Source organism: Dyadobacter fanqingshengii, assembly GCF_023822005.2.
In the GTDB taxonomy this organism is placed as follows: domain Bacteria; phylum Bacteroidota; class Bacteroidia; order Cytophagales; family Spirosomataceae; genus Dyadobacter; species Dyadobacter fanqingshengii.
Window position 1 is genome coordinate 2,122,339 of the sequence record NZ_CP098806.1, and the last position, 22,172, is coordinate 2,144,510.

Annotated in this window: 19 protein-coding genes; 13 read left to right on the plus strand and 6 right to left on the minus strand. The window is 45.2% G+C overall.

Going from position 1 to position 22,172, the window contains the following annotated elements; all coding sequences use genetic code 11:
- Positions 1–128 precede the first annotated feature (128 nt).
- Positions 129–677 carry a DJ-1/PfpI family protein gene (locus tag NFI81_RS08570; protein ID WP_234612898.1) on the plus strand — a complete coding sequence of 183 codons (549 nt, stop codon included), beginning with the start codon at positions 129–131 and terminating at the stop codon, positions 675–677.
- A gap of 223 nt (positions 678–900) precedes the next feature.
- Positions 901–1,191, plus strand: coding sequence for a TIGR03643 family protein (locus tag NFI81_RS08575; RefSeq protein ID WP_234612895.1), 291 nt, complete (start codon positions 901–903; stop codon positions 1,189–1,191).
- Between the two features lie 102 nt (positions 1,192–1,293).
- Here the strand turns inward: NFI81_RS08575 and NFI81_RS08580 are convergent, their stop codons facing one another.
- Positions 1,294–3,036, minus strand: a complete 1,743-nt coding sequence (locus NFI81_RS08580; RefSeq protein WP_234612893.1) for a serine hydrolase — start codon at positions 3,034–3,036, stop codon at positions 1,294–1,296.
- Positions 3,037–3,416: 380 nt separating this feature from the next.
- Between NFI81_RS08580 and NFI81_RS08585 the strand changes: the two genes are divergently transcribed.
- The 6 genes from NFI81_RS08585 (at position 3,417) to NFI81_RS08610 (ending at position 8,534) form a co-directional block, all read left to right on the plus strand.
- Positions 3,417–4,265, plus strand: coding sequence for a CHRD domain-containing protein (locus tag NFI81_RS08585; RefSeq protein WP_234612892.1), 849 nt, complete (start codon positions 3,417–3,419; stop codon positions 4,263–4,265).
- Positions 4,266–4,712: 447 nt separating this feature from the next.
- Positions 4,713–5,165, plus strand: a complete 453-nt coding sequence (locus NFI81_RS08590; RefSeq protein WP_234612891.1) for an organic hydroperoxide resistance protein — start codon at positions 4,713–4,715, stop codon at positions 5,163–5,165.
- Positions 5,166–5,329: 164 nt separating this feature from the next.
- Positions 5,330–6,262 carry a heme-binding domain-containing protein gene (locus NFI81_RS08595; RefSeq protein WP_234612890.1) on the plus strand — a complete coding sequence of 311 codons (933 nt, stop codon included), beginning with the start codon at positions 5,330–5,332 and terminating at the stop codon, positions 6,260–6,262.
- A gap of 10 nt (positions 6,263–6,272) precedes the next feature.
- Positions 6,273–6,734: a hypothetical protein gene (locus tag NFI81_RS08600; protein WP_234612889.1), complete on the plus strand. Its 462-nt coding sequence runs from the start codon at positions 6,273–6,275 to the stop codon at positions 6,732–6,734.
- 35 nt (positions 6,735–6,769) lie between these two features.
- A complete protein-coding gene (locus NFI81_RS08605) occupies positions 6,770–7,792 on the plus strand; it encodes a sensor histidine kinase (RefSeq protein WP_234612888.1) in 1,023 nt (340 codons plus the stop codon).
- Positions 7,773–8,534: a LytR/AlgR family response regulator transcription factor gene (locus NFI81_RS08610; protein ID WP_234612887.1), complete on the plus strand. Its 762-nt coding sequence runs from the start codon at positions 7,773–7,775 to the stop codon at positions 8,532–8,534. The genes NFI81_RS08605 and NFI81_RS08610 overlap by 20 nt, the downstream gene beginning before the upstream one ends.
- A 16-nt stretch (positions 8,535–8,550) precedes the next feature.
- On the opposite strand, the gene NFI81_RS08615 is transcribed toward NFI81_RS08610, so the two are convergent.
- Together NFI81_RS08615 and NFI81_RS08620 are read right to left on the minus strand one after the other, a co-directional pair.
- Positions 8,551–9,540 carry a phosphotransferase gene (locus tag NFI81_RS08615; protein ID WP_234612886.1) on the minus strand — a complete coding sequence of 330 codons (990 nt, stop codon included), beginning with the start codon at positions 9,538–9,540 and terminating at the stop codon, positions 8,551–8,553.
- Between the two features lie 20 nt (positions 9,541–9,560).
- Positions 9,561–10,334, minus strand: a complete 774-nt coding sequence (locus NFI81_RS08620; RefSeq protein ID WP_234612885.1) for a DUF547 domain-containing protein — start codon at positions 10,332–10,334, stop codon at positions 9,561–9,563.
- Positions 10,335–10,487: 153 nt separating this feature from the next.
- On the opposite strand from NFI81_RS08620, the gene NFI81_RS08625 reads away from it, so the two are divergent.
- The 4 genes from NFI81_RS08625 (at position 10,488) to NFI81_RS08640 (ending at position 13,292) form a co-directional block, all read left to right on the plus strand.
- Positions 10,488–11,180 carry a TIGR04283 family arsenosugar biosynthesis glycosyltransferase gene (locus tag NFI81_RS08625; RefSeq protein ID WP_234612884.1) on the plus strand — a complete coding sequence of 231 codons (693 nt, stop codon included), beginning with the start codon at positions 10,488–10,490 and terminating at the stop codon, positions 11,178–11,180.
- Between the two features lie 67 nt (positions 11,181–11,247).
- Positions 11,248–11,580 carry an arsenosugar biosynthesis-associated peroxidase-like protein gene (locus NFI81_RS08630; protein ID WP_234612883.1) on the plus strand — a complete coding sequence of 111 codons (333 nt, stop codon included), beginning with the start codon at positions 11,248–11,250 and terminating at the stop codon, positions 11,578–11,580.
- A gap of 36 nt (positions 11,581–11,616) precedes the next feature.
- Complete coding sequence (gene arsS, locus NFI81_RS08635) at positions 11,617–12,663, plus strand: arsenosugar biosynthesis radical SAM (seleno)protein ArsS (protein ID WP_234612882.1); 1,047 nt, start codon at positions 11,617–11,619, stop codon at positions 12,661–12,663.
- A gap of 35 nt (positions 12,664–12,698) precedes the next feature.
- The gene (locus NFI81_RS08640) at positions 12,699–13,292 is read left to right on the plus strand and encodes a TIGR04282 family arsenosugar biosynthesis glycosyltransferase (RefSeq protein WP_234612881.1); all 594 of its coding nucleotides are present in this window, start codon (positions 12,699–12,701) and stop codon (positions 13,290–13,292) included.
- A gap of 39 nt (positions 13,293–13,331) precedes the next feature.
- Here the strand turns inward: NFI81_RS08640 and NFI81_RS08645 are convergent, their stop codons facing one another.
- Complete coding sequence (locus tag NFI81_RS08645) at positions 13,332–14,633, minus strand: OmpA family protein (protein ID WP_234612880.1); 1,302 nt, start codon at positions 14,631–14,633, stop codon at positions 13,332–13,334.
- 364 nt (positions 14,634–14,997) lie between these two features.
- Positions 14,998–19,191: a hybrid sensor histidine kinase/response regulator gene (locus NFI81_RS08650; protein WP_234612879.1), complete on the minus strand. Its 4,194-nt coding sequence runs from the start codon at positions 19,189–19,191 to the stop codon at positions 14,998–15,000.
- Between the two features lie 519 nt (positions 19,192–19,710).
- Between NFI81_RS08650 and NFI81_RS08655 the strand changes: the two genes are divergently transcribed.
- A complete protein-coding gene (locus NFI81_RS08655; RefSeq protein WP_234612878.1) occupies positions 19,711–20,649 on the plus strand; it encodes an alpha/beta fold hydrolase in 939 nt (312 codons plus the stop codon).
- Positions 20,650–20,686: 37 nt separating this feature from the next.
- On the opposite strand, the gene NFI81_RS08660 is transcribed toward NFI81_RS08655, so the two are convergent.
- A complete protein-coding gene (locus NFI81_RS08660; RefSeq protein ID WP_234612876.1) occupies positions 20,687–22,066 on the minus strand; it encodes a Gfo/Idh/MocA family protein in 1,380 nt (459 codons plus the stop codon).
- Between the last annotated feature and the right edge of the window lie 106 nt (positions 22,067–22,172).

The window sequence follows — 22,172 nt, forward strand, 5'->3', positions numbered from 1 at the left end:
TCCAGGACCCTGTTTGAGTATGCGGCTGCCAGCTTAGGCCAGGTAGGTAGGACTCACCTGGTTTTGCCTTTTGATTTTTAGCCGCGTAAAATGGCTTTACCAATATTATAGTTTTAATCCATTAAGCCATGAATCGCAAAATCTTGATCGTTACCGGGGATGGTGGCGAAAGTTACGAAACCCTCTATGCCGTTCACCGCTTTCAGGAAGAAGGTGACATTGCCGTGATTGCCGCGCCCAGCAAGCGTCGGCTCAACCTCGTGATGCACGATTTTGAACTCGGTTGGGATACTTATGTGGAGCGGCCAGGTTATTGTCTGTCCTCAGACTTGACGATTGAAGAGGTGGTTGTAGAGGATTATGACGCTATTCTGCTACTGGGAGGCCGTGCGCCCGAATACCTGCGCAACCATTCCCGGCTCTTGGAAGTAGTCCGCGAGTTTGACCGGCAGGAAAAATGGATTTTTGCCATTTGCCATGGTATCCAGATCCTGGTTACAGCCGGACTAGCAAAAGACCGAAAATTAACTGCTTACGAACATGTGCGTACCGAAATCGAAATGGGTGGTGGCATGTATTCTACCCAGCAGTCCGTCCGCGACGGAAATATGGTCACCGGACAGACTTGGCAATCCCATCCCGAGTTCTATCGCGAAGTTTTTGCCTGTCTCAAATAAGCGGGTCTCCATTATTTGCGTTAGCAACAAAGGCTATTCTTGCGTAATCTAACAGCCTTCATTTGCATGAAAAGATGCCAGAAGATTAATTAGTAACAAGCATCCCAAGCGTGAAAGCCAAGCAGGGCATTGGCATGCATATTTTAACTTGCTTGTTAAGGTGGTAGAAAGTCCCGAGTGCTCGCACCAACTATCATATTTAGCAACATTAGACGGTAGTAATATGCAGGAAAAATATAAGGAGTTAAGGCCCGAAGAAATTGACCGTGTAGTTGAAATGGCCTGGGAAGACAGGACGCCTTTTGAAGCAATCCAAGCGCAATTCTCATTAAGCGAACAGCAGGTGATCAAAATTATGCGGACTGAAATGTTGTCCAGCAGTTTCAGGATGTGGCGCAAGCGCGTTCAGGGGCGGATTACCAAGCATATGAAATTAACAGAGAACCTGGATACACGCTTCAAATCAAACATGCAAAGACAAATTAGCATGAACAGAATCAGCAAACGGGTGTAACAAGCAAACCCTGCTCGGTTAAAAAAATTGCCGTTATTAAAAGGTATTTTTACCCCTGATTGCCGATAACGAAATGCCTACATAATTCGCTTCAAATAGCTATTATTTTTCAACGAGATCAAAATCCGTCACCAAGCCGTCGGAGGTTAGGTGGACAATTATATAGGTGTCCGGCTGGTTGGACTTCAATTGGTAAGTTACTATTTCGCTTACGTCGCTTTCATGGCGTTGAATTCCGCGGCCCGCGACGTTTTCTGAATGGATAAAAGTTAACGATTTCAAGGTTTGCGGCTCTGGCATTCCTCCTGCAAAATCGCGTTTGGCTCCCGAAGTGAGGCCTGATGCTTCTTCTAATATTTTACCACCTTTCACGATAGCCTGCAAAGCCGCCATGATTTTGGGTGTGCGTGAGGGATCAGGATCGACATTGGTTTTTGGGGCATTCGCAAGCGGCCCAATACGTGGTACTTTTCGCTCATACCTTTGATCATCGTCTTTAAGCGTGAAGCCAGTCACATTTCCAGTAGCGTCAGGATTGAAGATCACAGAAACATTGCGGTCAGTGGATGTAAAGGTATGATTAGCGACAGGCACAAATTCTTCATCAATAAAACCATCTTCCAAGGTAAAGAGTCGCTGATTCTCAGCCTCAAAAGTGACAATTCGATTATTAAATAATTCATATCGACCTTCGAAAGCCTTTAAAGTTTTCGAATCCACATTTACCGCGGCCGGTTTAGCGGCCTTGACAGGAAATCCATCCCAGTGGTAATAGTCAGCGATAAAATCAACAATCCTGCCCATCATATGCGAGTTATCATTCGCATTGATCATGATCACAATGCCTTGTCCTTTGTCCACACTAGCGGTAAGTAGCGCATCAAAACCTTCGTCGCGCCCATTGTGACCGAAGCGGAGCGTAGTACTGTCACCCTGCAAAAAAACACCAAGTCCATCCCTGTTCTTCTGATCTGTCAACATCTGGCGGGTCATGGACTGGGATAATACACCTCCTGATTTTCCAGCATAAGCATTCTGAATACTAATCGCGAACCGGGCCAGATCGGACGGCGTAGTCCACAATCCCGCTGCTGCCATCTCAGGATAAATGTGCCAGCGGCCTTCTACTAAACTCCGATTGTTGTAGTGACCGGTTGCCGTCAATTTTGCCAGTTCCGGAGGTAAAGGTTGTTGGTAAGTACTATTTTTCATACCCAGTGGCGAAAGCACATTATGTTTCATGAATTCGGGAAAAGCAGCGCCAGCCACATCCACCATCAGTTGTTGCATGACGGTATAACCGCCACCTGAATACCTCCAACGGGAGCCCGGAACAAAGTCTACGCGAACCGCTGGTGTATTGGCTGGGGCTGTCCCATCCAGAATCTGAACTACCGAAGGGATCTTCGCGCCCACAGTATATCCCGGGAATCCGTGTACTGTAAGACCGGTGGTATGACTTAGTATGCCGCGCAGTGTAACCTTTTTGTCATTTGTAAATTCATTATCGGGAACTTTCCAACTTTTAAGTTTTACGTTAACATTCTCATCCAGAAAAAGTTTATTCTGTTCAACAAGATACAGAGCGCCCATAGCCGCAACCGATTTACTCACCGAGCCGGCCTGAAACAAGGTGTTCGTCGTGACAGGCACCTTTCCATCCTTATCGATAAATCCATATGACTGCGCCTTCAAGATTTTTCCGTCCTGAATGATAGCCAGGGACAAACCGGGAATGCCCCGCTTCTTCATTTGGCTCCGGATAAAATCGTCCAGATCATCCGCCTGGACGTGAAATACAACGAATAGAAAGGAAAGAATCAGAAAGAGGCGTTGGTTTTTCATAAATGGTTTGGTCGGAATGGTTTGAAAGGATTTTGTCCACAGCGGCGGCTGCCACAGCGGTGGCCGCAAAACTAAAAGTTATTATCCTCGCGTTGGCCAGAGATCGGTAAAAGAAGGTTAATGAAACGTAAAAGAAGTTTAACAAAACGTAAATGCCGCATTACGGACTGCTATGGATTTTGGCCCCTAGAAGTTGGATAGACTATTTAAAATGTAGCCTGTACACCTATCTCACAAAAACGCTCGATTTTTGAAATCGGCATGCTGGTTATTTATTAAAAAAGGCAATCTGGCGACATCAAAATTCTAGTTTTATGTCTTCATTAATCTTAACTTTATGATAATCATATTAAAAATCATAACTAAACTAAGAAGAACCAATGAAGACAAATTTATTCAAATTATTACTGGTAATGTTATTGCTTACTGTATTCTCGGCCTGTGAGGATCACAATGTACCAAGCGATGTAATCGAACAAAAGGGATTACTCCTTAGCCCTGAACAGGAATTCCCGGTAAAGGATAGCGAGGCTTATGGTTGGGCTGATGTATCTTACAACAAGACTACGAAGCTTCTTAGTTATACCATTAATTGGTATAATCTATCCGGTTTACCCTCAGGAGCGCATGTTCATGGTACCGCATTGCGTGGTGCCAATGCCGGCATTAAGCACGATTTCTTTTCATCAATCCCAAAAACAACAACGGGTTCTTACTCGGGCAGTGTGCTGGTCGATGGCGTTGCCATCAACGAGACGGATTTGTTGAATGGCCTCTATTATTTCAATTTCCATACACCTCTTAACCCGGGTGGCGAGATCAGAGGCCAGATAGAATTTTATAACCAGCCGCATATTATCAGCAAAAAGGGTTTGTCCATTGATGTAATGCAAGAAGTGCCTGCCAAAAATACCAGTGCAATCGGTACCGCAGATGTATCTTACAATAAGAACACAAAAGTGCTCAGCTATTATCTCACCTGGAAAAACCTGACCAGCATTCCAACCGGAGCGCATATTCACGGCACAGCTCCCAGAGGCGTAAATGCTTCGATTAAGCATGATTTTTTCAATTTAATTCCGAAGAAACTTGCAGGGGCATATTCCGGTTCGGTTTTGGTTGACGGAACCGCGATTAATGAAACTGATTTACTAAATGGCATGTATTATTTCAACATCCATAACATCATCTATCCAGGTGGCGAAATACGCGGACAAATTGAATTCTAAAAAATGGTAACACCCAAATGTTGCTTACCCAGTTCCTGACCAATAATATCTCAGGAAAAAATCAAGGATGAAATTGCATATTTAAGCGGCCATCTCATGTATACATGAGATGGCCGCGTTTTGCGTACCCTTCTCTGCCCATTATTTGTTCCCGGGGAATTGCTGCGAAATTTGCGCACAACAACAAACGTCGAATTTAACAACGGCTAACTTGTCTAACCCACTCCCCAAATTGTCCACTTGCCGGTTTATTTGCTGTTCTTTTCTTGCATGAGCGTGTAGGTTTGAGTCATCGGATCACAAATAAACCGTCAGATCATGAAGACACAGACCACTTTTAAAAGCCTATTACTGATCGCATTTCTGGATGCGTTAAAAGTGCAATTGTAGGAAGTGGCTGTTTGGATCAATAAATAATTTTAAATCAATTTTTTAATATCAATTACAATGGAAAATCAAATCGTTTTTGCAGCCAAAGCCGCTGCATCAGTAAGTAAAGTTTTGTATACAGGAAAAGTGAACATTACCGGCGGCCGCGAAGGCGCAGCAAAAAGCTCAGACGGGCGCTTGGACATTAATCTATCTTCGCCTGGATCTTCCGGCCAAGGCACTAATCCCGAACAACTATTCGCGGCTGGCTGGTCTGCCTGTTTTCTCGGAGCCATGCAAATCAATGCGTCTACATTAAAGATCAAGCTTCCTGCGGAGACGTCCGTGGACGCGGAAGTAGACCTGGCCTCCGGCGATGAAGGTTACGCATTACAGGCAAGGTTGCTGGTTAATCTTCCAGGCTTGTCGCAGGATGACGCCGCCAAGGTTGTGCAGGCCGCGCACCAAACTTGCCCGTATTCAAAGGCGACCAAAGGCAATATCAATGTCGAGATCACAGTGGCAGTTTAATGTCGGGTATTCAAAATCAGAATGCTCCGGAGGTAGATAGCAAGCTGGTATCACATAGTATACTGATATAATATTGATACCAATTGCTATTTACCTTTGTCAAAAAATAATTCAAGCGATCTAACTATAATTTTAGGCTTTGATAATCAGACATTTACATTAGAATGAAAAAGCCAGGGTTAACATTTTACAGAGGTGCGGCGATCATGGTCGTTGTAATTTTTTTGGGACTGCAAATAAGCTCACCTCCCATTGAAAATCCGCCTGTCACGAGCGAGATTGCGGTTCCAGCGGAGGTGAAGCAGATATTGGAGCGGGCTTGTTATGATTGTCATTCCAATGAAGCCAAGGTGGAATGGTTTGATAAGATCGCCCCGGCGTCATTCCTGGTAGGACACGATATTGAGGAGGCGCGCTCGCGATTTAATTTTTCGGAATGGGATAAGAATCCGGCCGGTGTGCAAGAGTTGTTGCTTTGGCAAATGGTGAATGCGATCGAGCAGGGGAAAATGCCTTTGAAACGTTACCAGCTGGCGCATCCGGGTGGTAAAGTATCTGAATCGGAGCTTGCAGTTTTGAAAAAATATGTAAACACGCTTCCCGGACGGCATAAGGTGGATACCGCCCTGATTGTTGCGCAAACTTCTTCAATTGAAAAAGTTTCAGCTCAAAAAACGCCGGTTTCCTTAAATGGCATTCCCTATTCTGAGGACTACAAAAACTGGAAAATCATCAGCGTCACCGACAAATTCGACGGTGGCAGCATGCGGATCGTTTACGGAAACGATATTATGGTAAAGGCCATTGAAAAACGCGAACTTCCTTTTCCCGACGGGGCACGGATAGTGAAAGTTGTTTGGGGAAAACAAGCGGAGGATAAGGATGGAAATGTGCTGCCCGGCAACTTCCAAAATGCTCAGTTCATGATCAAAGACAGCAAAAAATATAGTACAACCGAAGGCTGGGGATTTGCTAAATTCGATGGCCTTGATCTGAAACCCGCAGGCAAAACGATCCTCTTCGAGCAAACTTGCGCCAACTGTCACCGGCTCCTGGCACCTGAAAATGATTTTGTATTCAACATTCCGACCAAATAATTATATCAAAATGAAGTCGACTATTTCAATTTATATCATTTCAATCGGACTTTTAATGCTGTCCTGCGACGACCGCAACACTGCCACGCTTGCACCGGAATATCTGTACGATGCCGGAAACCAGAAGGTGATCAAATCCATCATTAATAACAAAAAGGGCACCATTGCTATGCTCTACGGAAATGATCTTGCGCTGGAAAGTGCTTCCGATTCGTTGCCCGAACCCAACATTGGCGCACACTTTACATTGATAACCTGGAAGCAAAAACCAATGCCGCAATGGTACGGCACCAAGATGAATGGAGAGATTTATTCCATAGAGCATTTGAAAGTTGTGCAAAGAAATGAGACGCGATTTGCTTTTGAATATGATTTCCAGACCGGGAAAGGTGATCAGCCTGGCGAGGACCGACCGGACAAGGAACAGCGGATTGCATTTATAACTTCCCAGCACGCTGCCGTTTTTCCTTAATAAACTGGAATCGCACATGGACCGCCCGATTTGATATGGTAACAAAAGAAGCTTTCAAAGTCTCAAACAAGATCATCTGGACCAGCTCCATCGTGATCGGTTTGCTATCCTCGGTGCCGCAACTGGCATCGCATCAGTTTGTGCCATTGGAAGCGGCTGTGAATGCAGGTATTACAGCTGCGTTTGCGGTGATTATGTGGTATTTCAATATTTATATGCTTTCGCAAAAAAGCAATCGCCCGCAGGGACAGCAGATATCATATGCCAAATTGCTGAACTCCCTGGCGTTTGGTTTGGTCCTCATGCTCGGACTGGCTTACATTCAGCACCTTATATTGTCGCACATTGACTTCGGCCCCGCCATGCTGATGGTGGAAGTGCGTGGGATTTTGATCAACCTTGTGTTTTATATGTTCCTGAATATGCTGCAACAGAATTATGAAAATCAGCATGTGAGCATGGAACTGGAACGGTTTCGAAACGATAATCTGAGTGCGCAATATGATCTTTTGAAACAGCAGGTGAACCCGCATTTTCTTTTTAATAGCCTGAATACGCTGAAAGCAATGGTCGAAACCGGCGATCAGCAATCGGTGGATTTTATATTAAAACTCGCCAACTTTTACCGCTATACGCTGGAAAGCCGCAAGCTGGATCTGATTCCTTTGAAAGAAGAAATGGAGATTTTGAATGCGTATCTTTTTCTGCAAAAGGCCAGGTTTGAAGATGGATTCATTTTCCAAAACAAACTTGACGATGCCGTTTCAGATACATTAGTCCCTCCGTTTACATTGCAATTATTGGTTGAAAACTGTCTTAAACACAACATTGTATCACTAAACCGGCCTTTGCAGATCCGCATTTACATGGAAGGTGAAAGCATTGTTGTTGAAAACCAGGTCCAGCTAAGAAAGAACCAGGAAGATTCCCTGGGCGTGGGATTGAAAAACATTGAGCTCAAATACAGTCATTTGTTGAACAAAAAGGTGGAGGTAATCAACGGCCAAGACCTATTTCAGGTTAGACTTCCTATCATTTATGAACATCGTAATCATTGAGGATGAGCTGAAAACAGCCAGATCCCTCGAAAATATGCTCCGGCAACTGCGTCCGGCAGCCAAGATCACCGGTCCATATCAGAGCGTCGAAGAATCGGTTGAAGCACTTTCCGCGGGGCCGCAGCCAGACCTGATTTTTATGGACATTCAGCTGGCAGACGGGCTGAGTTTTGAGATTTTCAAATCGGTGGAGGTCGTTTGTCCCGTCATTTTTTGCACGGCCTTTGACGAATATTCGCTGGAAGCCTTCAAGCGGAATGGCGTGGATTACGTGCTGAAACCATTCTCGAACGAAGACATTGCAGGCGCGCTCGGCAAAGTCGACGACCTGAAAAACTTTTTCCAGCAAAAAGTAATTCCAGACCTGAGCGAGTTACTGAGCAAGATGGCTCCCCAGGCCGAGAAAACCAGTTTTTTGGTATTCAAACATCAGAAATATACGACAGTCCAAACCGCGCAGATCGCCTTTTTCTACATTCGGAATGAAACTTCAATGATCATGTGTTTCGATGGGCAAGAATTTTCACTGAGCCAATCCCTGGATCAGATCGCGGCGTCTGTGAGCCAAAAACAATTTTTCCGAATGAACCGGCAGTATCTGGTCAACTTTTCGGCGATCAAGGAAATCGAGCATTATTTTATGCGAAAACTGTACGTTAAGCTGGTCATAGAAACGCCTGATCAATTGTTGATCAACAAGGAAAAAGCGCCCTCGTTTCTTGCATGGATGGAGAATCGTTAGGACTTAAAAATTTCCATCAGGCCATAATTAGCGTTCTTGCAAATCTTAGCAATTCTTGCTTTTCCTGTAATGTGCGGTGCAGGGGCAACTGTGCCAATCCAATCAGTCGCCTGATAATTTCGACGCCGACGAATTGATTCATTGTAGCGTAATCGATTTGATATGTGGTGTTGTACCTATCCAGCACAAAATCCACCAATGCCTTGCTTTGCCCGGCGAGGTAAAGGTGCGCTATCATGACGCCAAGATCAAACTCGGCCCGACCATAAAAGCAGAACTCGGGGTCGATAACTTTTATCCCCTGCGTTGTTTCAAGCCAGCTTCCCGGATAAAAATCCCCATGCAAAAGACAGTTTCCGCTGGAAAGATAGATTTCACCCAAATATTTGACCTCCCCTTTCAGCTCGTAATCATTCTTGTAAACAGCCGCGGCAGCTTGTAATCCTGGCTGGATCGTATCCAGATCAAACCCGTTGTCTTCCATAAACGGATACCGGAATATGTGTTCATGGTTAAGTGCCTTCATGGCATTGTTCTTAAACAAGTCAGGCGGTGATTTGCGGTAAAAACCATTGTGCAGACTGCTCAGAAAATCTGTCAGCTGCGCAAGTTGAGACATTTCAAGAACCTTGGATGAATGATAGAGAACCATAAAATCGCTGGCCTGGCCCAGGTCTTCCAGGGCCATGACATTGTTTTCCTGATCCATGCCAATAAGCCTCGGAGTAAAATCTGCTATCAACGGGTCCACGCTTGTCGTTTGATAAAATGCCCCTTCGATTAATATCCTGTTGGCGGGAGCACTTACATGCGGGTACTTTTCGACATATCCCCGGGACTGTTTGATGATGAAAGATCTGTCATGGGTCGTTACCCGCAGCACATAATTCATATTCCCTTCACCCGGAACAGAAACCTGACGAACCTGATCCTGACTTGATAACCATCCCTGGCTTTGCAGGTAGGTTTCCAGTGAAGCAATATCCTTTGCATCCAGAATGAACATTGTATAGCGTTTAGGATAGATTATGAATCGAAATTTTTCATTTTTTGCGTCCAGTCATATTCCTTAAATTCCAAGGAGTAATCTGAAAAATCCTGGTTCATGTATTGTTTCAAAATTAATTTAATGCCTTTATTTCCACCAAAGTCGGCTTTGAACCATTGCAGTATCCGGCTTACCGTCACCTGTTTTTTGAGCGAATCAACTTCTGTATCCGTTTTCAAAAACGACGATGCAGCGATGTCCAGCTGTTTATCGATTTTACCATAATTATAAAATGCGATTGGCGGACAACTGGTCGCACCACAATTCAGGGCAAAGTGGATACGATAATCAATTTTAGAAACCGCAAGTTGTTTAATGATCTTGCCAGGAAAAAATTGAGGCAGATAACCCAAACTTAATTTGGACCGATACCTTCTCAGGATTCCATGCTCAATCTGGTCAAGACTCAGCCTCAGGCCACCAATCGTGATCAGTTTTTCTTTAAAAATAGCTGGCCTGGTTTTTTTCTCCTTTGTTGCAAGAATCTGAAAATAGGCGTTGTAAATGTTGATCCAGAATGTTTTACGTGCTTCATCGTTGGACAAGCCAGAGATTAGCGTGTCAGTTTCTATTTTTGCCAAAGCCTCGCGAAGACTATCCACAGACTGGTCCATTTTTACCTGCAAAAGCAGTTTTCCGGATAGTTCAATCAATTTCTGGTCAGGTTCTTTATTAGCTTGACCGGCGACAGGCAGTAAGCCAATTCCCCATAAAGCCAAGACAAGGCCCGCAATCACCATTATCCATTTCATTTTATTCATTGTTAAAACCAATAATCAAGTATGCGGACTTCAAATGCTACAAAGCCACTCTTTTAACAAAACTTTTTACAACTTACCCTCGTACATACGTACGCGCAGTCAAATTGTTTGGATTGGATCAGCTAAGATCGTGCCTATACTTATATGAAAATCAGCATAATCATTCCCACCTATAATGAAGCCGCTAACATTGCCGGTCTTGTGAAGGATTTGTTCAGATATGCTGGCGATCAGCCTGTTGAAGTCATAGTATCGGATGGTGGAAGCAACGATGCCACCATGGAAATCGCAGCCCAGGCCGGTGCCAGTGTGCTCAAATCTTCCAAACCGGGCAGAGCAGCACAAATGAATTATGCCTCCAATTTTGCCCATGGAGATGTGCTGTATTTCGTTCACGCGGATGTTGGCATCAATCCGGATTATTTCAAAGACATTGAACAAGCAGTATCAGAAGGGTTCGATGCAGGCTGTTACCGCTTCCGCTTTGGTTCAAGCCGCGCTATCCTGAAAATCAATAATTACTTTACCCGTTTCGACCGGCTGATGTGCCGCGGCGGTGACCAAACCCTTTTTGTCACCAGAAAGTTGTTTAGCCAGCTCAATGGGTTCAATGAGTATTATACCATTATGGAGGACTATGATATCATTATCAGGATCTGGAAAATGGCCCGGTTTAAAATAATCCCCAAAGAAGTGATCGTATCCGCTAGAAAGTATGAAAACAATAGCTGGCTGCGTGTGCAGCTCGCTAATCTGACCGCTTTCACTATGTTTTATTTGAAAAAAGAACCGGCCAGCATTGCCTTGAAATATAAATCCATGCTGGATTACCGCTGAGATCACGGCGGGCCCAATCTTTATAATTCTGATTCTCGTATATAAATCATCATCTTAACCTGCAATCATGAATACCTACTATAACCCGGAAGACCTGAAAAAATTTGGTGCAATTGGTGAGTTCCAACAAGAACTGGCTGATAAATTTTTCTCCTATTACGGCTCGGTATTTGCCGAAGGTGCGCTCACGGCCCGGGAAAAATCACTGATCGCCCTGGCTGTTTCCCATACCGTACAATGCCCTTACTGCATTGACGCTTACACGACAGACACATTGGAAAAAGGATGCTCCGAGGCTGAAATGATGGAAGCCGTGCACGTAGCAGCCGCCATACGCAGTGGAGCGACTTTGGTTCATAGTGTTCAGATGATGAACAAAGCAAAAGATCTTTCAATGTAAGCAGTTGCCTGCATTCCCTGATAAATTAACGGTCCAATGAAATCACTCAAGGCAAGCGGGCATGTGTTGGCCGATTCTGCATCGCAGATCAAAACATTGCATGACCAGGTTTTTGAAAATCTGCACCTGCCTCTTTTCGAACAAAAGCTGGAAGCTGCGTCCCTGTTTCCTTTGAAACCGGTCAAAACAACCACTATGCAGATTAATGTGGGTAAAATGTGCAATCAAGTTTGCAAACATTGCCATGTTGATGCGGGGCCAGACAGGAAGGAAATTATGACCAGGGATACCATGCAGCAGTGCCTGGACACACTCGCAAATTCTGACATTACCACGGTTGATCTCACAGGTGGGGCTCCGGAAATGAATCCCGACTTTCGCTGGTTTGTTGCGGAACTTCATGCACTTGGCAAACACGTTATCGTACGCTGCAACCTGACCATTATCGTAGCCAACCCGAAATATAATGACCTGCCCGATTTCTTCAAGGAACATAAGATTGAAGTGGTCAGCTCCCTCCCTTTTTACAATGCGGATAAAACCGACCGGCAGAGAGGGAAAGGCGTGTTTGAAGATTCTGTAAAGGCATTGAAGATGCTAAATGCAAGAGGCTATGGCGTAGCAGGCAGCGGGCTTATTCTTAATTTGGTATACAATCCAAACGGAGCATTTATGCCCGCTCCGCAACAGGGCCTGGAGCGTCAATTTAAGAAGGCTTTATATGATGAATTTGGCATTGTATTCAATGAGCTTTTTGCGATAACCAACATTCCGGTCAGCCGCTATCTGGACTATCTGATCAGCTCCAATAATTATGACGGCTATATGGAAAAGCTCGTTAATGCCTTCAATCCTGTCGCCGCAACTGGTGTCATGTGCAGATCAATGGTGTCTGTTGGCTGGGATGGCTTATTGTATGATTGTGATTTTAACCAAATGCTGGATATGGAATTTGCCCCCGCATACAACCACATCAGCCGTTATGACCAGGAGCTGATAAATAATCGTGATATCTTAACTGGTCAGCACTGTTACGGCTGTACGGCAGGCGCAGGTTCGAGCTGCGGAGGGAACACCATCTAGCACTTTAATTTATGACCAACGCTGTTATCGTTTTTTTGAAAAATTTGACCCTGGGCAAGGTTAAAACCAGATTGGCAGCGACCGTCGGCGACCAAAAAGCACTGGAAATTTATGGTCAGCTTGTGGCACATACATTAAAACAGGTCAGCCAATCCGGGCAAATAGCATTGCTTTATTTTTCCGATGATTTACATAGCGATCTGCCTCAGTGTGACCAACAATTTGCACTTCGGTTACAAAGAGGGAGCGATTTAGGGGAAAGGATGTCAAACGCCTTTAAAGACGTGTTCGAGACCTCTGCCCGGAAAGTACTTATCATAGGAACCGACTGCCCTGGCCTGAATGCGTCCATTATCAAAGAGGCGTTCGATGCATTGGATGCGCATGATATTGTTATAGGACCAGCAACCGATGGTGGCTATTACCTACTTGGCATGAGAAATTTTCAGGGTTTCATCTTTGAAGACATACCATGGAGCACTTCAGAAGTGCTGGAATTGACGCTTGAAACATGCGCCAGACATTCCCTTACATATTGTTTGCTCAAAGAACTGTCGGACATTGATGATGAAAATGATCTGGATATGTGGAATAGCATGCAAAAAGATGATCAAACCGGAGAATTATAATCAGCTGCAAGGTAATGTTACCCTTCTTCAGTTAAAGCATCAAAGTTTGATGAACTCCACGCGCCGGTTGTTGGCTTTCCCAACTGGCGTTTCATTGCTATCGATGGGCTGTGCTTTCCCTTTTCCGTCAGTTTCCAGGCGAGCGCCGTCAATGTTGAAATTTGAAATCATCGCTTCCTTAACTGCATTGGCTCTGCGCTTCGATAAATCGAGATTGGAATTATCATTGCCGTCAGCATCAGTATGCCCGACAATTTGCACCCGAAGTGAAGCATTTTCCTGCATAATCCTTGCAATGTCCTGTAAGGCGCCATAAGATTGTGGCAAAATCTGGTCACGGTTGACATCGAAAAGAATCCCGTGTGTAGTGAATTTACCCTCGGTGATCAACTTGTTACGGGTATCGGCAGCGCCGATCGCCAGTTGAATGTTACCAATAAAAAACGCGCCTCCTTTTTGATTGAAATCAGGGTTTTCCGAAGAAAATGTCAGCGTGTTCAAGGCTGCCGAGGCGTCCAGTGCCCGCGGAAGATCCAGCACCTTTGTACTATCCAGATACACCCGTACGCGCTGTTTTTGTTTCCAGATAGAAATCTTGACGGCATTTTTATTCAAATTAAATTCAGGGACCCCGTGCTTGTACTGGGTTCCGATCAGATTGGAAGAATAGCGAAGGTCGCCGTTGCTGGATGAGGTTGGCTGAAAGGAAATGTTAAAGCTGGGCGTCCCAGGTGCATTGTTCTTTCCCCAATCAAATTTTTGATCTGTATCACTGGTCTGCATCAGGCTAATCATGAATTCGCCAATATTTGAGACTTGCTTATTGCCCAATAGATCAAGCTGCAATGTGAAATTCTCCGGAAGGTCGCTGGTTAGGTATTCGGGATAAAAAACACCATTTTGGTTAATGCGGAGCCATTTTCCCTGACGGCCATCGATGGTGACCAGCTCAGCACCTGAGCGTGTGTTCCAGTTTGCAGGAAAGTCACCCACTTCATCCTGCGAAAAGTCCTCATGAACAATGATTTTGCTGCCGGGAATAAAGTCGAACCGGGAATAGGATGTAATATCAGTGCTTACTGCGCTGGCCGGGGCACCATTTGGCGCAGTGGTGGTTTTTACTGTGTCTACTCCGGTTTCAGCAGACTGAGTGTTTGAGTCAGGACTATCAGAGGGTTTCGTGTTTTCTTTTGGCTTCTTTTTTTCGAGCGCCTTATCAATGGAATGGTCAACCTGATCAGCCACTTTTTGTTCGACCTTGTTTTTGATACGGTCTAAAAGCTGCGCAGGGCAAGAGATCCCGTAAGCGCTGAATGTGATAACTAGAAGCAATTTTTTCATACAAGATTTAAATAAATGTTTTTTGCAAGCGCTGATCAAATCAGTCCCGGCTCGGTTGCAAGTTTAGTTACGGTGGCCGTATTGAGCACGCCGAATTTTTCTATCTGGTTTTTGTGATGTCTTTCCAAGGTATGGGGTAGCGGTGTCCTTATCGCTGCGCTGATAAAACTCGTATGGAACGCAATATCAATCGGTTTATGGACACAGTACGATCAGGTTTGACAGCAGATGCCCTGACAATGTGCCTTGAAAATGACAGTGCCTCAAAGTTACATGGAATGAAAACAATAATCCATCCCTGAGATCAGCCATTTTTTTCGGATTAAAAAATGGCTGATTCAGAAATAACAAATGCTTTTGCAATTTAAAGCGGGTGACCAACAAGCTTCTCGTTCTTATAGATGAAAGCTTTCCCTAAGGCTGCCTTGATCTCTTCCAGCCTCAGGGGCTTGGATATATAATGATCCATGCCAGCCTGAATACATGCTTCCTGGTCTTCGCGCATGGCGTTTGCCGTCATTGCCACGATGAATGGCTGATCAACCGCATTCTCCCGGATCCAGCGCGTCGCTTCAAGACCGTCCAATTCGGGCATTTGAACATCCATAAACACGACATCGAACCGGTCGGCCATGGCCATATTATAAGCCTGAATACCGTCCCTGCTGATCAGCGGATCATAACCCAGCTTTTTCAGGATATTGACAAACAACTTTTCATTAATGAGATTGTCTTCGGCCATAAGAATATGCAACGGATAAAGCGCTGCGAATTCCGTAGAAAGGTTGGCCGACGGTCGTTCATGGCTCGGAATAATTGTTTCGCGCTGTGGTTTGAGCTGCATCTGGATCATCCTGCCCAGGTCATTGTGCCGGACAGGCTTGGTTAACACAGCTGCAAACAAGTCCTTGCGGTTCCTGCCGGAATCATCCCCCACTGAGCTGAGCAGGAAAATCGGAAGTGACGGGTATTTTTTCTTGATTTTGGTTGCAAGCTCGATTCCATCCATTTCGGGCATTTGCTGATCGGTGATGATAAGGTTAAAGACAGATCCGCTTTCCAGAATTTTCAAAGCCTGATCTCCTGATGAAGCCAGGGCCGGTATGAGTTTCCACTGCTCCATCTGCAACTGCAAAATCCGCAGGTTCGTCATGTTGTCATCCACCAGTAACACGGATTTCCCCTCATTTCCTGTTGAATTTAAAAGAACGTACTGCCTGGTCGCCAGTAAGCTTGCCTTTGCAATAATTGTAAAATAGAAACAAGTTCCCTTGTTTACCGTGCTTTCTACCCCGATCTCCCCTCCCATCAAATTCACAAGCCGTTGGCTGATGATCAAACCCAAGCCCGTACCGCCGTACTTTCTGGTATGCGAAGAATCCACTTGTGAAAAAGCTACGAAGAGTTTGTGAAGCTTGTCTTCGGGAATTCCAATCCCGGTGTCATAGATCGCGAAACGAAGTTCTATATCCTGATCATTCAATGTCTTCGAAAGCAGCACGCTGATGAAAATCTCTCCCTGATGCGTAAACTTGATTGCATTACCAACCAGGTTGAGCAGGATCTGTCTTAATCGTTGGCTGTCGCCGATGATCTGGCTGGGGACCTGAGGGTCGATTTCATAAACCAGATCAAGGCCTATTGCTGCTGCTTTTGTAGAAAACAAGTCTAATACCGCCTCAATGCATTCCCTAAGATCAAAACTGATCATTTCCAGTTCCATATTCCCGGACTCTATCTTCGAAAAGTCAAGTATGTCGTTGATAACCGTCAATAAGCTGTCGCCGCTGTTAATGATCGTCTCGGTGTATTCGGCTTGTTCCTCGGTCTGCTCCGTTTGAGAAAGCAGCATGGCCATTCCAATGACACCATTCATCGGCGTGCGGATTTCATGGCTCATTGTTGCCAAGAACACGCTTTTTGCCATGTTGGCTTTTTCGGCTTCCTGCCTCGCCAGTTGTTCTTGCTTGTTCTGAGTTTGCAATTTCTCATTCAGGTCGAGCAGCCGGTCTGACTGGCTTAGCAGTTCGTATTTTTGTTTAATGATCTCCTTTGTCCTTTCTTCGACCTGGTGCACCAGCATCTCTTTCTGCTCTCTTAAAACCCGCATGCGCAACCGGTAAATGATGTAGATTAAACCAAATCCCAGCGCAACCGCCAGCACCCGGAACCAGAGCGTTTGCCAGAAAGGCGGGGCAATGTGAATCTTCACTTGCACGCCTTCATTATTCCAAACGCCATCATTATTGGCTGCCTTTACCTGAAATACGTAGTCCCCCGGGTCCAGATTTGTATAGGTTGCTTTCCGGGTCGTTCCGCTGTAAATCCAGTCAGCGTCAAAGCCCTTCAACTGATAGGCATATTGATTCTTTTCCGGCATGGTATAGTTGAGAGCCGCGAATTCAAACGATATAACCGAATGTTTGTAGGTTAGATTGATTTCTTTCGCCTGCGTAATGTGTGACGTGAGAGGCGAGCCGGGAGCAATGGGTGCTTGTTTGTTAAAAAGCAAGAAATCGGTCAGAAAAACGGGCGGAATAAATGTGTTGTCAACCAGCCTGTCGGGGAAGAATGTTATGAACCCTCTCACACCTCCAAAAAACATTTCTCCGTCCGCAGTTTTGAAAAAAGAATTGCTTTTGAACTCATTGCCCAGCAATCCATCTGCTCTGCCGAAATTGCGGAAAGTTATTGTTCTGGGGTCAAATTCACAGATTCCGTTATTGGTGCTCAGCCATAAGTGGCCTTTCTTATCTTCCATGATCCCGTAGATCACGTTACTGGATAGGCCGTGCTTTTCGGTGTAAGAAGTAAAAGTTCTTTTCATCGGATCGAAACGATTGAGGCCGCCCCCTAATGTTCCTATCCACAAGATTCCGTCACTGGTCTGCTGAATGGTCTGGATTTTATTATGGGAAATAGAGTTCCGGTCTTTTATGTCTGTCTGAAACCTTGTGAAAGTTTTTTTTAGCGGATCAAACAGATTTAAACCCTCGAATGTACCCACCCAAATCTTCCCGGCCCGATCCTGAAAAACCTTGGTGACAATGTCTCCGCTGATGCTTGTGCTGTCCAGCGGATTATGTCGATAGTGCTTTATCTTGCCAGTATTTACATCATAAAATTCCAGGCCGCCTTTCCACGTGCCCAGCCATATTCCACCGTTGCGATCTTTAAAAATGTTGTTTACATCCGCGGTGGCAAGGCTTAGAGAGTCATTCGGAATTGGCAAGTGGTGCACATATTGTCCGGTCCGGATATTGAAAAAATCAAATCCACCCATATGATAGGCCAGGCCGAGCACATCCTTTGAGATATTGATAATGGAGATTACGTAGTCGTTGCTGGGCGAGTTACTATTGGTCGCGCTGTGCTTGAAAGACGTAAACTTTCTGGTTTTTCGGTCAAAAAGATTTAGTCCTCCCCCGTCCGTCCCGATCCAGATCTTGTCAGCGTCTGCATCGCCACATATAGCGAGCACCAGATTGTTGCTCAGACTGTTGACACTATAATTATTTTTCCGGTATGAAGTAAATTTCTTGCCGAAACGCGGACGAAAGTTGACCCCGCCTGCATAAGTTCCGATCCATAAATTATCAATCCGATCCCGATAGATACAATAAATTGAATTGTCGCTGATGGACGTGTTGTCCTCGTCAATATGCCGGATCCTGGTGAAGTTGCCTGTTGATTTGTTGTAAACGCTGATCCCCCCATTCTCCGTGCCTATCCAAAGCCTGCCGTCGCGATTCTGGGTAATGGATAGAATGTCGTTGTGGGATATGCTCAGCGAATCCGAGGGATTATGCACAAAAGTCCGAAAAGAATTGGTTTCAGGCTTGAAAAGCGAAAGGCCTCCACCATGCGTGCCGACCCAGATGTTGCCCGCCGGATCCCTGTAAAGAGCCTTGATGTAGCTGGATTGGAGACTTTTAGCATCATTTCCCTTGACATACGCTATATACTTAAGTGTTTCGGGATCGAACCAGTACAATCCATATTCTGTGCCTATCCAAAATTTCCCATCGGCGTCCTCGATGATCCTGGAAATATTGGCAGGTGGCTTGTATTTATTTTGATTGCGATCGACGCGTAAGAATATGCGTGAAGTACCTTTTTCGGGATCGAGCAGTAGTAATCCATTGTTTGTACCCAGCCACATTCTGCCTTTGCTATCCTCGAATATATCGTTGATACTTCGCCTGTTGGCAGCATTAAAATAATGTCGGAAGTGCGACGTTGCCCGATCAAACCGGTTGAGGCCGCTTGACGTCGCAATCCACAAATCTCCCTTTTTATCTTCCAGAATATCCTGAATATAGCTGTCATCAATGCTGTTGCTATCCGCCTTATCATGCTTATAGTGCTTGAATGTATATCCATCATACATATTTAACCCATCATCGCTGCCAAACCACATAAAGCCATTTTTGTCCATTAAAATAGACCCGACGTGGTTTTGGGAAAGTCCATTATTGGTGCTAAGCTGCCGAAAGCCAGAACTCTGCCCAATTACAATCGATGGAAGAAAAAGCAACAGGAATAGGAATAGCTTCATGGAGGGGATTTGTTGTATCCGGTAAAGATGTCGCACCAGGCTGCTCACATGAATTAAAAATTTAATTCTCCCGGCGTCTCAACACTTAGCGACCAAATTACTTCTACTTTATTTAAATTGACATTACTTAAAGTCCGCATTGTTTTGATTCACTGGCTAACCCATGCAATATGGATTTTTTGGCTATTCAGAAGCACAACCCACGATTTAGCAAAACTGATTATCCATACTGACTATTGAAAGGTAGCCATAATTAATGGATAGTCAACATGGATTACACCGTGCTGTATATGAAGTAGTTCTACGAAACAAACAAACTGTCCCGCCTACATGCATCGATCACATGCTTCTGACGCGCGGCGGTAGAAAAGAACAAAATATGGCACGAACCTTCCTAGATTGACTTGTAGCAACATTTATAATTATAGTGTCGCTTTCTACCCGCATAACTGTCGCAATCGCACAGCACTAAGTATCGTTTAGTGTGCGAATTTTGTATTTCAATCAACTGACAGAATCATGAAACGACACATTTTGAGTGTCTTTACTGCTTTGATGGTTTTATTAGGAGCCATTTCATGCGAGCAGAAAGCGAAAGAAGATAACCTTATAAACAAGAAAAAAATGGATTCGACCGACAGCCTGCCTATCAAGCCTCATGAAAGTGGTTACGCCGATGTGAATGGACTCAAAATGTACTACGAAGTCTACGGAGAAGGCAAGCCGCTCATCATGGTACACGGTTCTTTTATGACCATTCCAATGAACTGGGCACAAATCATCCCAATGCTGGCGAAAGACCGGAAAGTGATTGTGGCAGAGATGCAGGCGCACGGACGGACGAAAGATATTCCCCGTGCGTTTACTTACGCGAATATGGCCGATGATGTATCGGGATTGATTACACATTTAAAGCTGGATAGTGTCGACGTATTAGGTTACAGCATGGGCGCTGGCGTCAGTTTCCAGATGACCATCCGACACCCTGAGCAAGTGCGGCGACTGGTTATTTTATCGGGTGTCTATAAAAATGATGGATGGTGGCCGGAGGTTGAAAAAAGCTTTGAGACCATGAATGCGGACATGTTCAAGGGGAGCCCCATTCAGCAACAATACGATAGCCTGGGAAATGATCCGGCCAAATTTCCAGAATTCATCGATAAAGTGATGAGTATCGACCGGAAAACCTATGATTGGTCGAAGGAGGTCAAAAATATAAAAGCACCCATTTTCATGGCGATAGGCGATGCAGATGGTGTACGTTACGAACATGCGCTTGAATTGTTTCGGGCGAAAGGCGGCGGGAAAATGGGTGATATGAATGGACTGCCCAAATCGCGTCTCGCCATTTTGCCCGGCACCACCCATATTGGTATGATCACCCAACCAGACATAGTGATTCCTATGATTACAAGCTTCCTGGATTCTGACCTGAATACAGCTCCGCCAACTTTTTAGAGTTTCATCAGGCCACAACATTTCGCAATCAGAATGTCTAAAATGCGCCTTTGATTTGCCAGCCTTTTCGGTAAGTACGGCTGAGGTATCTATCCGCGGCGGGATTGTTGGCAAACCTTACTTTGGCTGCATTCCATTCCAGTAATTCGTTCGGAACCCTCAAGGCAACGGTACCCAGCAAAATAGCTTCTGTCATCGGACCCGATTGCGCAAAATGCGATTCCGTTTTTTCTCCTCCGAGACAAGCATCAACAAAATGGTGATAGTGATTTCTGCTTTCGAATTTTGGCATTGGTTTATCTGCAAATTTGCTTTCCGGCAAGAGAATGGGGGCTTCTCCTCCATGTGGGATAAGCAAAGCCCCTTCCGTCCCAACCAGCAATGCGGATTCAGCGGGATACTCTTCGACCGAGTACAATGCACGGATATTCTCGGGAGGATAGAACACGCCATCGAACCATTCCAGTGTCAGTTCATCTGACTCCGTGAGATCATTTCCGGGGAAAACCCAGGTAATATGATCGCCTTGCGGCCAGGTGTCCCCGCGTCGTTCCGGCGAGTCTTTCCAGGATTGCTGGACTTCGGCAATAACCGACTTCGGTGCCTTTAATCCCAGCCCTTTCCACACGGCATCAAAAATATGACAGCCAATGTCGCCGCTCCATCCTGTGCCAAAATCCTGCCATGCACGCCATTTGGCCTGGTGATAAATTCCAGGCGTGTAGTCGCGCACAGGCGCTGTTCCCAGCCAAAGATCCCAGTTCAGATTTGCGGGAGCCTGTTGTCCCTGTGCTGGCCGCGGTCCTACCAGGCGGTAAGTGTCTATGGCACCCGGACGGTTGGAACAAAGATATACGTGCTTGATTTTACCAATTGCTTTGTCTTTAATAAGCTGAACCGCAGTGCGATCGCAGGAAGTGGATGCTACCTGCGTGCCGAGCTGGGTTATTACACCTGCTTTCACAGCGAGCTCAGTTAGCAGCCTTACCTCGGCCACATCATGGCACATTGGTTTCTGGCAATACACGTGTTTTCCCACTTTAATGGCCTGGTATGCCGCCGAAAAGTGCGTATGATCGGGAACGGACACGTTTACGGATTGTATGTTATTTTTTTCCTTTATCAGCAGCTCACGCCAGTCGCTATAAACCCGTGCATTCGGGACCAGTTCAGATGCTTTTTTAAGAATATCCGCATCCACATCGCATATGGCAGTAATGTTCACATTTGGATGCTGAATGAAGTTCCCAAGATCATGTGCACCCATGCCACCAACGCCTATGCAGGCATGGTTCAGTTTTCCTGCCTGTAATCCGGAAGTGGGTGCTGACATTCCGAAAAGAAGCGGCGGAGTTAATGCGGCGGCAGACGTCATCAGGAAGTCCCGGCGCGATACGGATTTAGACTGGTCTTTCATCTATTTGGGTTTTAGGAATAATTTGTGTCCTTGACTTTATCTTCAAAGCACTATTACAATGAGATTTACGCTAACTAAATGTTCAATTCTTCAATGCGTGATCACA

What these genes read in the sequence shown, in the direction of transcription:
- NFI81_RS08645 (WP_234612880.1), bottom strand. Translation starts at nt 14,633, where the DNA reads ATGAAAAAATTGCTTCTAGTTATCACATTCAGCGCTTACGGGATCTCT.
- NFI81_RS08655 (WP_234612878.1), top strand. Translation starts at nt 19,711, where the DNA reads ATGAAACGACACATTTTGAGTGTCTTTACTGCTTTGATGGTTTTATTA.
- NFI81_RS08570 (WP_234612898.1), top strand. Translation starts at nt 129, where the DNA reads ATGAATCGCAAAATCTTGATCGTTACCGGGGATGGTGGCGAAAGTTAC.
- NFI81_RS08620 (WP_234612885.1), bottom strand. Translation starts at nt 10,334, where the DNA reads ATGAAATGGATAATGGTGATTGCGGGCCTTGTCTTGGCTTTATGGGGA.
- NFI81_RS08660 (WP_234612876.1), bottom strand. Translation starts at nt 22,066, where the DNA reads ATGAAAGACCAGTCTAAATCCGTATCGCGCCGGGACTTCCTGATGACG.
- NFI81_RS08585 (WP_234612892.1), top strand. Translation starts at nt 3,417, where the DNA reads ATGAAGACAAATTTATTCAAATTATTACTGGTAATGTTATTGCTTACT.
- NFI81_RS08610 (WP_234612887.1), top strand. Translation starts at nt 7,773, where the DNA reads ATGAACATCGTAATCATTGAGGATGAGCTGAAAACAGCCAGATCCCTC.
- NFI81_RS08595 (WP_234612890.1), top strand. Translation starts at nt 5,330, where the DNA reads ATGAAAAAGCCAGGGTTAACATTTTACAGAGGTGCGGCGATCATGGTC.
- NFI81_RS08575 (WP_234612895.1), top strand. Translation starts at nt 901, where the DNA reads ATGCAGGAAAAATATAAGGAGTTAAGGCCCGAAGAAATTGACCGTGTA.
- NFI81_RS08580 (WP_234612893.1), bottom strand. Translation starts at nt 3,036, where the DNA reads ATGAAAAACCAACGCCTCTTTCTGATTCTTTCCTTTCTATTCGTTGTA.
- NFI81_RS08590 (WP_234612891.1), top strand. Translation starts at nt 4,713, where the DNA reads ATGGAAAATCAAATCGTTTTTGCAGCCAAAGCCGCTGCATCAGTAAGT.
- NFI81_RS08605 (WP_234612888.1), top strand. Translation starts at nt 6,770, where the DNA reads ATGGTAACAAAAGAAGCTTTCAAAGTCTCAAACAAGATCATCTGGACC.
- NFI81_RS08615 (WP_234612886.1), bottom strand. Translation starts at nt 9,540, where the DNA reads ATGTTCATTCTGGATGCAAAGGATATTGCTTCACTGGAAACCTACCTG.
- arsS (WP_234612882.1), top strand. Translation starts at nt 11,617, where the DNA reads ATGAAATCACTCAAGGCAAGCGGGCATGTGTTGGCCGATTCTGCATCG.
- NFI81_RS08630 (WP_234612883.1), top strand. Translation starts at nt 11,248, where the DNA reads ATGAATACCTACTATAACCCGGAAGACCTGAAAAAATTTGGTGCAATT.
- NFI81_RS08600 (WP_234612889.1), top strand. Translation starts at nt 6,273, where the DNA reads ATGAAGTCGACTATTTCAATTTATATCATTTCAATCGGACTTTTAATG.
- NFI81_RS08625 (WP_234612884.1), top strand. Translation starts at nt 10,488, where the DNA reads ATGAAAATCAGCATAATCATTCCCACCTATAATGAAGCCGCTAACATT.
- NFI81_RS08650 (WP_234612879.1), bottom strand. Translation starts at nt 19,191, where the DNA reads ATGAAGCTATTCCTATTCCTGTTGCTTTTTCTTCCATCGATTGTAATT.